This window comes from Oscillatoria sp. CS-180 (assembly GCF_028330965.1).
In the GTDB taxonomy this organism is placed as follows: domain Bacteria; phylum Cyanobacteriota; class Cyanobacteriia; order Phormidesmidales; family Phormidesmidaceae; genus Halomicronema.
In genome coordinates this window covers 1-11,986 of sequence record NZ_JAQMUB010000079.1, presented here as the reverse complement: position 1 = coordinate 11,986, position 11,986 = coordinate 1, and the positions used below count along the sequence as shown (strand labels likewise).

Sequence of the window (11,986 nt, the reverse complement as noted above, 5' to 3'; positions counted from 1 at the left end):
GTTTTCAAAAGAGCGGTTTAATTCACGATGTCTCTAACCGTGCGCGTAATAGCTCCAGACAAAACAGTCTGGGATGCTGAAGCTGAAGAGGTTATCTTGCCTAGCACCACTGGGCAATTGGGTATTTTAAGTGGTCATGCCCCGCTGATGACCGCCCTGGATGTCGGGGTCATGCGAGTGCGACCTGACAAAAACTGGGTGGCGATCGCGCTCATGGGTGGGTTCGCTGAGGTTGATGAAAACGAAGTCACCATTCTCGTCAGAGGTGCCGAGCGGGGTGACGGCATTGACAAAGACGCAGCGCGTTCTGAGTATGAAGCGGCACAAGCAAAGATGGGCGCAACCTCATCGGACGACCGACGAGCATCCTTAGAAGCGCGTCAAGCTCTGCAACGAGCGCGAGCACGCTTTCAGGCAGCAGGCGGTAGTCCTGAATAGCTTCTGTCGGTTGCTCAAAACCGAGGAAATCTCATAGCTATGCCAAAGGGGTGGTAGATGTGTCTACCACCCCTTTCATGAGTCAATGACTTTAGGATTTAAGTTGGAGGAGTCATCCAGCGTCTTGTAGATGAGCGTTGAACCGAGTGCAGGCTTTGCATTCTCGCACAGTGAACTAACGTGGATAGCCGCTGACCTACGAACTACCTGTGAACAAAACGCTCTTGAACTTCTCCTGAGCAACCCGCATGGGCTTACCCTTACCTTCTTCCTGCCAATAATTGATAATTTCGGTAGCTTTGTTGAGCAAATCTACGCGCTCTTCTTCAGAAATCCAGCTTTTATTTTCTAGCTCAGTCTTCATCTGCTCCCAAGCATCATTGCGAGGCCAAAAGAAATATGCAGTCAAAGGACTTGTGCCCTTACCTACAACTTGATCAACCGCCAGCGCAACATCTTTATCTAGCCAAAGAACCTTAAGGACAAATCTGGCATCAGTTTCTAACGCAGCAACCTCCACCGCAACCCCCTTTCAAGACAACAGTTCTCCATGATATCTCAAATCGTATAGCTACGGTGGAAAAATTGATGCCCTGGAGATCCGGCCTCCATATGACATGATGTAGGCCAGAGATACCAAAGGACATGAGCAGTGGGTTTGAAGGCGATCGCGATTTTTGATATTGATGGCGTCATTCGAGATGTCAGCGGTTCGTATCGTCGTGCTCTGGCTGACACTGTTGAGCGGTATACCGATAATTGCTATCGCCCGACCTCTGAAGACATTGATGCTCTCAAGTCAGAAGGTGCTTGGAACAACGATTGGGACGCATCGCAAGAATTGATTTATCGCTATTTTGAATCTCAGGCAAAATCGCGCTCTGAGGTGAAGCTAGAGTTTGAAGCACTCGTAGACTTCTTTCAGAAACGCTATCGCGGCCCAGTGCTGGATGATCCCACTCAGTGGACGGGCTATATTGCCGAGGAACCGCTTTTAATACAAGCCTCCTACTTCGAGCAGCTCACCCAAGGTCAAGTCGCTTGGGGATTTTTTAGCGGGGCAACCCGAGGATCGGCCTTGTTCGTGTTGAAAAATCGCATTGGCTTAGCGGCTCCGCTATTGATAGCGATGCATGATGCCCCTGGAAAACCCGATCCGACTGGACTCTTTCAGATGGCAGACCAGCTGAATCCTGACCATGAAGTAGTTCCTGTGCTATATGCAGGGGATACTGTTGCTGACATGCAAACAGTGTTACATGCCTGTCAACAGCGTCCTGAGCGGGAATGGATTGGAGTGGGCATCTTGCCGCCCCATGTTGTGAGAGCCGGGACGGTCTATGCCGCAGACTACAGCGATCGCCTCACAGCAGCTGGAGCCAAAGTGGTATTACCCTCTCTCAGCGCACTAACACCCGCAAAAATTGAGGCGATCGCCCACTTGCAGCACAAAGCAGAAGGATGAAATAGGAATCTGAGTGAGTTCTAGGGTTTGCTGAACGCTTCAATTGCATTGAACAGTCTGTCACTACTAGTCTTGCATCGTTTCGCTATGACTGTTGGGTCGGAATGGTGATGTGAAATGCAGTTCCTCGCCCAATTTCTGAGTCACAGTCCAGGGTGCCAAGATGATTTTCAGTGACGATCTGATAGCTAATAGATAGTCCAATGCCCGTTCCTTTACCAATAGGCTTGGTGGTGTAAAAAGGTTCAAAGATGCGCTGACGGTTTTCGCGAGAAATACCAGGACCGTTGTCAGCAATAGTAATCTGGATTTGAGTGGGTGGGTGGAATCGTGTAGTGATGGCAATGGTAGGCGATTGGTTTTGATGGCCCTGGTGACATTGCTCCTCAAGGGCATCAATTGCATTGCTCAAAAGATTCATGAACACCTGGTTGAGCTTACCTGCATAGCATTCCACGAGCGGCAGATTGCCATAGTAACGAGCTAGGGTGATGAGGGGGCGATCGCCATCTGCTTTCAGGCGATGCTGCAAAATCATTACTGTACTGTCTAGACCTTCGTGGATATCAACGATCTTTAAATCTGCTTCGTCGGTGCGGGAAAACGTGCGCAGAGAAGTGACGATGTTTTTAATTCGTTCAGCCCCTATCCGCATTGAGTTTAAAAGCTTGGGGAAATCTTCAGTGAGAAAATCCAGATCAATGTCCTCCCGAAGACTCGATATGGCTGAAGATGGCTTAGGATAAGCAGCCTGATATTGTTCAATCAGTTGCAAGAGGCCCTGGGCATATCGGGCTGCATATGGAATGTTGCCATCGATAAAACTCACTGGGTTGTTGATCTCGTGGGCCACACCCGCCACTAATTGTCCCAAACTCGACATCTTTTCGGTTTGTACCAGTTTGGCTTGAGTCTGACGAAGTTCTGCCAGAGTTGCTTCCAGGTCTTCTGCTTTTTGACGGGCACGAGCTGCATTCTCGGTTGCCTGTCGATAGAGATCCGCTTGACCGATCGCAATTCCTACTTGTCCAGAAAGCGCAATCAACAATTCAATCTCAGTGTTGTTCCAGCAGCGAGCTGCCTCACATTCATGGGCAATCAACAAGCCCCAGAGTCTTCTTTTGAGCCAGATTGGAGCAATGAGTTCAGCGCGTATTTGCAGGTTTTCGCAATATCGTACGTAGCAGCGGTTTAACTCTGGGGTGTAGATATCATCGATAGCAGAAACTCGTTCTGTTTCATAACGCTGAGCCAACATTTCATGACAGCAGATATCCAGATCGTTGAGAGATAACCGCCATTGAGAAGTGGCCTCTTCAACAACGACTTCCCCAGACCCATCTTCCCTGAAGCGATAAACGAGCACACGATCCGTTTTGAGCTGACTACGGACAGTCTGCGCAGTGGTTTGTAAAATTGGCATCAACTCTAACGAATCACGAATCTGGGTAGAGATGCGGTTAATGAGTCCCTCTCGGTGAGCCAGTTCTCGCGATCGATTTTCAGACTCTTTACGGCGGGTAATATCCGTCACGACGCCATCCAGGAGATGGACTGTTCCTGTTTCATTCAGTACCGGTTGGCCTGCCTCTTCAACCCATCGAATGGAACCATTCGCATGGAAGATGCGGTATTCCATTGCAAAGGGCTGACCTTGAGCGATCGCCTGAGAAATCACCTGTTTCACCTGGGCGTAGTCATCAGGGTGAATCAGTGCCCAATCCTTCTTGTGAATGGAATGGCTGGCTGGATATCCGGTGATGTCTAAGATTGCATCACTCATAAACACTAGGGTCCAGGTTTTGTCAGCTTGGCAACGATAGACGGCTCCAGGAATGTTGTTAATCAGCGTACGATTGCGTTCTTCGCTGTCTCGCAGAGCGGTGATTGCGCTCTTTCGACTGGTAATGTCTACAACGGTTCCCATCAAGCCCAAGACAAAGCCATCTGGATCGCGCCAGATACCGCTCCGCTCGCCGACCCAGCGAACATCACCATTACTCAAAAGGAGGCGATATTCAATCTGATAATCCTGCCCCACCTTGAGCGCTTGACTAATCGCCATTTTGACAACAGCGCGATCGTCGACATGGACATTCTGCAAATAGGCCTCGAAAGTATCGCAAAAGCTCACGCCGGTGGTGCTGAACAAAGTTCCGGGTTCCGTTTTCCAGATCATTTGGTCAGTCGCGATATCCCAGGTCCAAACTCCCATCCCTGAAACGTTGAGAGCCATCCGGAGCTGCCGCTCATTCTCCCGATAAGCTTCCTCAATTGCCTTGCGGTTTGTCGTATCAAGGATAACGCCACAAAAAACCACTCCGTTTTGTAAGTGGGGCAGGGGCATGGCATCAATTCGCCACCATCGAGATCTGCCTCTTGGCGTCACGATCCGGCCTTCAAATTGCCAAGCACTGATATGGGCAACAGCCTCCTTGATAGTGTCTTGCAGGCGTTGGCTATCCATGGGATGAATGCGCTCTAACAAGGCATTGGCATTTGCCATGAGCGTATTAGGCGTCAACCCCACAATGTCCTGGATGCGATCGCTCACAAAATCAACGAAATAGTTATCCTCTTGAACCCGAAACTGAATCAGAGCACCGGGGATGGTTTCCGTAATGGTCTGAAATCGCGCTTCGTTATCGGCGAGAGCCTGCTCCATCACCGCTTGCTCGATAGTGGCAGCTTCGGCTTGTTTGCGATCGGTGATGTCCATAAGCAGGCCATTCCACACAACGCCGCCATCTGGCAAGCCATGGGGACGAGCAGCAGTTTGTATCCAACCTGTTTCTCCATCCGGTTGGTAATAACGCCCTTCCCAGAGCCAAAATTCCAAAGTTTCAGCAGAGCAGGCTAGCGACTGGTCAAAAGTGGACCGATCTAAAGAGTGAATTCGAGCGAGTACGTGATCGACATGGGTGCCAACCGTGTTGGGTGCAATCCCAAAAATCTCAGATGCCCCAGGACTGATAAAGGTGAACCGTAGTGTTCCGTCAGCCTGACGATAGAGCTGATAAATTGCAGCAGGGACATTGGATAAAAGCGTATGCACCTGGGGGATTTGCCATAGTGGAGCTTGCAATATTGCAGTCTGTTCTGACGGTGGGCTGTTAGGCTCAGCGTCTTCTAAAAAACAGAGGATATGCTCACCCTGGGCAGCCAGTTCTACCCGCCGAGTAACGGTTTGGCACCGACCGTTGGGAAGATGAAGCATAATGACTTTTGGCTCTGCGGCGATCGCGGCGTTGCCTTGCAGCATGGCCTGATCCTGTGCTTGCAGCTGCAAAGCCATTGTTGAGGGCAACATTTCAGATTCCAGAGCGTTGAGTAACTGATTGCGCGATCGCCCCAACAACTTACAGCAGGCATCATTGACGAACAACAGACGTTGCTCTCTGTCCTTGATATAGATCGCTGTGGATACTCCGTTAAGAGCCTGATGCAAAAGCTCAGACGTCACCATCATTGTTGTTGAAAGATTGCATTCGTTCGGGCGGTCGTTAGACATAAGTGGTGTCTGTCAGCATCAAGCTATGCAGGAGGTCGCAAAGTTAATATTTCGCTAAGGAATGAAATGAGAGCAGAGGGATGATGTAGCGCTATGCTTCTATTTCTAATATCCCCTTCTAATATCCCCATGTTGATGGTAAAAGATGCGATCGCGTGGCCCTATACCTTCATTCGCAACATCTCGTGCGCTATCAGGCTCGGATTTCATATCGCCTGCAGAAGACAAAGCCTTAATACTGTAGGCGGCAGGGAAAAGGGTGATAGTGGGAACTGAGATCTTGTACTAGTACATCAGCATCCTGCATTTGTCCCCCAAAAGCCCCCAATTCTGGGGGACTTCGATCTCAGAACCCCCCAAATTTGGGGGCAGGGGGGCCAGACCAGGCAATGTCGGGACAACGGCAAGATCTGAGGGGAACCGGCTCGGACGGCTCAAGTCTATTTCTTGCTATATAGTTCTGTATAAGCCTGTATGGGCTAGATTTCTGGGCGGAGGGTTTAGGGGTGCAAAGCAGGTGGTAATGACGTTTAAAGCTGCATGGTGAACTGGCTGAAGCCGAAAAGAATACTTTGGTTTCTAGCCGGGCTGGGCTTACTTTTAGGCTTGGCAATCCATCTATTGCTGCCCAAGCCGCCGCCTGCACCTCAAGCGTCAAGTTATGAAAAAATCCAAATTGCTGCGTTCAGCCGCTCTAGCAATTATTTGACCCTAACCAACGCATCTTTCGCAGGGGATGACTGGTATCGTCCTATTGCAGAGTGGACTGGGCGACTGATCCTACCCACAGAGGCAGACTACGAACAGGCCACGGGCGATTGGGTTTGGCTAGAGATTCAGAATGCGCCGCAGCCTGATCTGATTGGGCAAACCGTGAAGCTGACCTGGCAGCAAACTCCAGCAATTCAGCAGTATCTGGCTGCGGTTACTGTCGATGTAAATATGGGTGAGGCAGCGGCACGATCGCGCCTTAAAGGGGATGTTGTCCCTAATCGACTTGATGGGCGTCGCCAAGTTGGACCGCTCCAATCACTAGCAGGAGCGCTACCGATGGATGAGGTAGTTGTGCGTCTGTCTGAAGTCGAACAGCAGGCGGACGACCCCATGACATTGGCAATTCGGTCAGTTCCTGTGCAAATTAGCGGTCGACTAATGGCTTTGGTCCAAATTCTGGAATCGGTGCCGCGATCGCCTCGTTCCCTCACTTGCCCAGGCCAGCAGCCCTGTCCAAGTGAATCCTTTCGCGTCCGTCATTACAATCCTGCAACCCAGCAGTTCGATGGCTTAGAAACAGTTATCCGTATTCCACAGCAGCCCCGCGATCGCAATGACCGCTTGATGTCCAGCATTCTTGATTTGGAAGAATCACCAGCTGGAAATGCGGGTTGGTATGTCTACGGGGCCTTCGATACCGAAGGGGTATTCACGGCTGAAGCGCTTCAGCCGCGATCGCTAATGCAGCTTACCGCCGATGAGGTTGTTCTTGGGACAACGCCGGCCTCTAACTTCATTACTTGGCAGAACTGGCGTGACATTGAAGACCAGCAGGGCACGTTGGATCGTACCATCGTTGTCGCTGATCCTGGCGAAGCCTTAGATGAATCAATCACAGAGGAATCAATTGCAGCAGCTTCGGCAGTCGTTGATCAATGGCAACTCGGCGATCGCGGTCTGCTCATGCATCTCTTTGGGGGCATTGGGGGCGATCGGGCTGAAGGCGGCGTGCCTGGAACCGTGACAGGACACTTCTCCTTTGGACTTTGGGAAATTGTCCGCGATCGCTTCACCAACGAACCTCAATTTCAAATCACCTATCACCAGGTATATGGCCATAATCCCAACGGCATTGTCTCTGGCGTCATTGACTGGAGTGCCTACACCGGGGATCTGGAAAAAGGCTGGCTCGGCAGCCGTCCAATTTCTGATGTAGCGGTGAAGCTGGATATTCTGACGGATGCTCTGGATGTGGGCAGCCGCTCTCTCTTGCCCCTTGACACTCTATTGACGGAGATACAAATTATTGCTGCCCGGTATCGTACCGGAGATGGCACTGGCGTTACGCCTGTAACCCCCGCTACCTCTTGCGTTCAGGATTCCGGCCAGGCGTTATATATTGCGATCGAACAGTTGAAACAGCAGGCGACGGCAACACCAGCACTGACAGTCCAGTCAGACATTAGTCCTGATATCCCCGATGCTGAGAATTTTCAGGAATTAGTCAAGCTCGGTCGATCACTGGAAAATCTGCTCGTTCCCTATGGGGTTGTGCGCTCTGACTGGAAACAAAACGCGAAAGCTCTAGCAGGCGTCAATCGTCGCGATCAATTCGTCAGCAGTCAGAATTTCATCAATGTCTTGCTAAGCTGGCGTTCCATGCTGCCCAGACGGGCCCACGATGACCTGAGTCAGGTGTTTCTCAAACACGGCGCGCAGCTTTGGTTTTTTCGGACCAATCAAGTCGGAGGGCGAAACCCTGAGATTGTCCCATTAGCTCCCACCGAACTATTTGGTCGATCGCCCGTTTTCGGTACGCTGATCAAGCGCCTGAGCGATGCTGTAAGTGCTTCCATCAACTCACGAGTTGGGCTAATCACGGCAGGGGCCTTATCAATCTACGGTGCGATCGCTGTCCTTTACGGATTCCGCAGTGGTTTTCTAGAACTCACGCCAACCAGTCTCAGAGAATGGTTGCGTCCCAGTTTGCTGCTGCGTCTGCTGATCATGCCTGCCATTCTGGAAGAAATTCTGTTTAGAGTCTTCCTGCTGCCTCATCCTTTGGAAGGAGTTGCTCCCCTGCGCTGGCTGCTTTGGGCCTGTCTGAGTCTGTTCTTATTTCTCGTCTACCATCCCTTGAATGCCCTGCTGTTTTATCCCCCGGGGCGCAAAACGTTTTGGGACGGTCGATTTCTGAGCCTCACGCTGCTGCTCGGCATCACCTGTACGGTTGTGTATGGCCTGACGGGAGCATTTTGGGCGATCGTGCTGATTCACTGGAGTGTCGTTATCGTGTGGCTAAAGGGACTAGGCGGCGAGCAACAGCTTTTGACGGTGACAGAGACAGATGACAAATAACCCATGACGGAGACATCGAAATAGCTACAGGCAGGGCAACACAGTCTATTGGTGTGAGTTCAGTTCTGGAAACGTGACGTAGAGACACGCACGATACGAATGGCTGGGGAGGTTTGAGCCTCTGCAATAATGAAGCTTATAGGCTTTTAGAATTCCGAGTCGTCACAAGATATGGCTAGGCGATCGCAATGAAAAAACGAGTCACGCTGACCTTTCCAAAGCGTTTAGTGCATCAGCCGATTACGTATCGATTGGCAAAGGATTTTAACGTGGCGGCGAATATTTTTCGGGCTGAGGTCGCCCCCAACCAAGTCGGCAAGCTGTTGGTCGAATTGTCTGGGGATATTGATCAGCTGGAGGACGCGATCGTTTGGCTACAAGAACAAGATATTGGCGTCTCGCAGACCAGTCGCGAAATCAAAATCGACGAAGACATCTGTGTTCACTGCGGTCTTTGTACGGGGGTCTGTCCAACGGGGGCGCTCAGCCTGCATCCTGACTCGTTCAAGCTAATGTTTGCGCGATCGCGCTGCATTGTCTGCGAACAATGTATTCCAACTTGTCCAGTACAAGCCATTTCAACAAATCTGTAAGATGGGTGAAAGGATGACGGCAGAAGGCAAAAGGATGAAAAGCTACTGGCTCTCCTGGGGATTGTTGATATTAGCCTATGCGACCTATGGACAACTGCTACATGCAGGAGAGCCGAGACAGTATGTTTGGTGGGCAACACTGGCTTTCATCATTGTCAAGGCTGGTATCCTGACGCTGGTTTGGCAACCTGTAAGAGATTTTGCGCTGAGGGGATTCAAGACTGACGTGGGTTATACCGTCATGGTCCTCCTGCTTGCGTCTCTGGCAGTGCTGGCCGTCGTTCAATTTCGAGCGTTTGCCTATGTGATTGTGCTAATGGCAGCGGCTTTGTTAGCACGGGTGGATTGTTTGATTTTGGGACTGGGCGATCGTCTTTCATTCCTTACCCTAGTCCTACTGTCCATCATTGGACTAGGGCTGAGCTGGCTGCCAATTCTGTTATTTCAAGGTGCAGAGCTAATGACGCAAGTACTTTGAAACTATGGCTGTATGAGTCTGTGTCATCGTTCGATAAAACTGCTGGCATTGTTCACATCCCCCATGCCTGCTACGGGACAGGTTTGACACGTTTTCCTGAGTGAGCCTGTTAAAAGCTCGGAGCGAAGTTTCTCGTAATTGGGATTATTCCAAATCGTTTCAAACGAGTCATCGAATACGTTGCCCAATGGCGGCTCGTTGTACCACCAACCACAGGGCACGACATAACCATCGGGCTGTAGTCCAACAAAATGCCAGGGGAATGAACAACAGGGCTGATTTTCGACTTGCCCCTCAACAGAAAAGTTAAACATCATGTTTTGAATACTGACGTGACCCTTAGCCTGCTCTTCATGAGAGAGATCTACTAGATCACCAGGGCCTGAGGGTTGCTCTGTTGAAGAGTGATCGGACGAAACAACCTCCGGCATTGGCTCGATGGGTAACTCAGGGATTGCTACATCAGAGGGAACTGTTTGGGGAACTGCCTCGATCTCGATTGCTGAAATTGGCTCTAATGTCAGGTCAAATTTTTCAGGGAAGACTACACTAATGCCATATTTGCTGGCTAGATCTCGTGCTTCATCAAGCATCGTGTTACACAGTTCTTTGTGAGATTCCAGAGACTCTTTGTTGTAGTCAATGACGGCTTCTGATAAGGGCACCATATGAACCGCTGATACAGCTTCAACCTTCAACTCATGAGCCAGATGCATCAGCGTAGGAAGTTCTTCAATATTGGAACGCATGATGACAATGCCAAATCCAATATGGGGTGTTGGAGAGCTCGCTGCTTCTTTTGCCTGATTAAGAGCTTTGATATTAGAGATCAATTTCTCAAACTTAGCCCCCACCCTGACGTATTCATAGGTTTTCTTTGTTGCACCGTCAATTGAAATGCAAATCTGGTCCAAGCCACCGTGAATGACTTCAGCGATTGTCTTTTTGTTTAAGAGCAAACCATTCGTATACATGCGAACGGTCGGAACCTGGTAATCTTTTGTGATTTTGAGCAATTGACCAAATTCGCTGTGGAGTAATGGCTCTGTGCTAATTGAAAGAGACATTTCTGAACACAACGGAAACATGCGATCGGCCACTTTGTGAAAATTCTCGACAGACATTTCCGTCTTCTTGCGCTTAGCCGTAGCTACGTCACTGAAGTGACACATGATGCAGCGAAGATTACATTGGTTCACAATATCCATTTCGAGATTAAGCGGTCTGATGTTCAAAAATGTTCGAGGATTTCCATTTTTAACAACATCAATTCGCGTTTCAAAAGTCTTTACCTGTTTGTAGTAGTGTTCAATACAAGACAAGACTTCTTCTTTTGATGGTTCTCTAAAAAGAAATGTTCGATAAACATAAAAAATCTCTTGGAGAAGAGGCTGCACAATCTTGTCAAAATCATCTGCTCCAACCACTTTTCTAAGCAAGTCAATAAAGGACACTTGCTCATCTTGAAATTGCAGAACAAAATGACAAAGCGGGGATAGGGCTGATTTCCAGAGTTCTGGAAAAGCGTTCAAATAGGATTGAGAATTGAAATATGCGTTAGGGTTTTGCTGCTTGTTTTTGATGTAGTGGGCAAGCGGATTGATTTTTTTTGCAGCTAACTCTGGGTTTTGTTCAAAGTAATGGAGCGTATCAAAAAAAGGGCTGGGGTTTCGCCCTTCTTCCGCCCCATGATGGATATAGTGCGCAACGGGTGAAATGTTCTCATTTCTGACATCCGCATTCTGGCTTAGATAATAAATATTATCCAGCAGTCCACTTTTCTCAATAATTACTGCTTCAGAAGGTATGGAAAAGGCTTTTGCAAGCTTTAAAGGAATCTTTTTGAGCATTTTGATTATTTCAACCAACGTTTACGCGATTGAATAGCTGTTCGACAGCTGAGTCAGGTTGCAGTCTCGCCAGGAACCCTACAGTTTCTGCCTGTAAGAGTTATAGCAAAAGGTTGAAGGTAGAAGATACAAGGATAAATCAGATTGTTGCAGGGGAAGCAATCTATCACATGTAGTTATCTCAGGCCAAGCAGCCCGGCTATGTAAAATTTCGGTGTGCCAAATGTTATCTTTTTACGATTCATCTGCAAAGTTGGTCTGTAACGGTTTTTTGTCGATTTAGGCTATTCCGGCAACTCATTTACTTTTATATCGGTGACCAGAGTGTCCAGTGACCAGGGTGTCGAGACAAAACTGTAGGACTGCAAGCTAGAAGATATTAGTGACAGGAATTTGTCAAATCCGGTGACAATGCAGTGAGCCCGCGATCGCACGACTAGCATCTAAACACTTCATGAACGAGACTACCCGAATTGAGCTGCATTGTTCATCCAAGAAATTCCTTATCACAAATAATGCCTTAACCAAAAGTCTACTGTAACGAACATCTCTGCTAGACAAGACCCAAAAAAGGGGGGG

The 11,986-nt window shown here is 49.1% G+C and carries 8 protein-coding genes; 5 read left to right on the top strand and 3 right to left on the bottom strand.

Annotation, left to right across the window (positions count from 1 at the left end; translation table 11 throughout):
- The first annotated feature begins 27 nt into the window (after positions 1-27).
- A complete protein-coding gene (atpC, locus tag PN498_RS18360) occupies positions 28-438 on the top strand; it encodes an ATP synthase F1 subunit epsilon (RefSeq protein WP_272064603.1) in 411 nt (136 codons plus the stop codon).
- Between the two features lie 196 nt (positions 439-634).
- Here the strand turns inward: atpC and PN498_RS18355 are convergent, their stop codons facing one another.
- On the bottom strand, positions 635-958 hold the full coding sequence (locus PN498_RS18355) for a 30S ribosomal protein PSRP-3 (RefSeq protein ID WP_272064601.1): 324 nt from the start codon (positions 956-958) through the stop codon (positions 635-637).
- 138 nt (positions 959-1,096) lie between these two features.
- Here PN498_RS18355 and PN498_RS18350 point away from each other — a divergent pair, with 138 nt between their 5' ends.
- The gene (locus PN498_RS18350; protein WP_272064708.1) at positions 1,097-1,903 is read left to right on the top strand and encodes a TIGR01548 family HAD-type hydrolase; all 807 of its coding nucleotides are present in this window, start codon (positions 1,097-1,099) and stop codon (positions 1,901-1,903) included.
- Between the two features lie 85 nt (positions 1,904-1,988).
- Here the strand turns inward: PN498_RS18350 and PN498_RS18345 are convergent, their stop codons facing one another.
- Entirely contained in the window at positions 1,989-5,414 is a 3,426-nt protein-coding gene (locus PN498_RS18345; protein ID WP_272064599.1) for a PAS domain-containing protein, read from the bottom strand.
- A 540-nt stretch (positions 5,415-5,954) separates the two neighbouring features.
- On the opposite strand from PN498_RS18345, the gene PN498_RS18340 reads away from it, so the two are divergent.
- The 3 genes from PN498_RS18340 (at position 5,955) to PN498_RS18330 (ending at position 9,557) form a co-directional block, all read left to right on the top strand.
- Positions 5,955-8,486 carry a CPBP family glutamic-type intramembrane protease gene (locus PN498_RS18340; protein WP_272064598.1) on the top strand — a complete coding sequence of 844 codons (2,532 nt, stop codon included), beginning with the start codon at positions 5,955-5,957 and terminating at the stop codon, positions 8,484-8,486.
- 188 nt (positions 8,487-8,674) lie between these two features.
- Positions 8,675-9,079 (top strand): NIL domain-containing protein, encoded by a 405-nt coding sequence (locus PN498_RS18335; RefSeq protein ID WP_272064596.1) that lies wholly within the window; start codon positions 8,675-8,677, stop codon positions 9,077-9,079.
- 34 nt (positions 9,080-9,113) lie between these two features.
- Positions 9,114-9,557: a hypothetical protein gene (locus tag PN498_RS18330; protein ID WP_272064594.1), complete on the top strand. Its 444-nt coding sequence runs from the start codon at positions 9,114-9,116 to the stop codon at positions 9,555-9,557.
- A 23-nt stretch (positions 9,558-9,580) separates the two neighbouring features.
- Here the strand turns inward: PN498_RS18330 and PN498_RS18325 are convergent, their stop codons facing one another.
- A complete protein-coding gene (locus PN498_RS18325; protein ID WP_272064593.1) occupies positions 9,581-11,407 on the bottom strand; it encodes a radical SAM protein in 1,827 nt (608 codons plus the stop codon).
- Positions 11,408-11,986: the final 579 nt, after the last annotated feature.

Bases quoted from the DNA above. Each gene is read 5' to 3' on its own strand.
- atpC (WP_272064603.1), top strand. From the start codon at position 28: ATGTCTCTAACCGTGCGCGTAATAGCTCCAGACAAAACAGTCTGGGAT.
- PN498_RS18345 (WP_272064599.1), bottom strand. From the start codon at position 5,414: ATGTCTAACGACCGCCCGAACGAATGCAATCTTTCAACAACAATGATG.
- PN498_RS18340 (WP_272064598.1), top strand. From the start codon at position 5,955: ATGGTGAACTGGCTGAAGCCGAAAAGAATACTTTGGTTTCTAGCCGGG.
- PN498_RS18335 (WP_272064596.1), top strand. From the start codon at position 8,675: ATGAAAAAACGAGTCACGCTGACCTTTCCAAAGCGTTTAGTGCATCAG.
- PN498_RS18330 (WP_272064594.1), top strand. From the start codon at position 9,114: ATGAAAAGCTACTGGCTCTCCTGGGGATTGTTGATATTAGCCTATGCG.
- PN498_RS18325 (WP_272064593.1), bottom strand. From the start codon at position 11,407: ATGCTCAAAAAGATTCCTTTAAAGCTTGCAAAAGCCTTTTCCATACCT.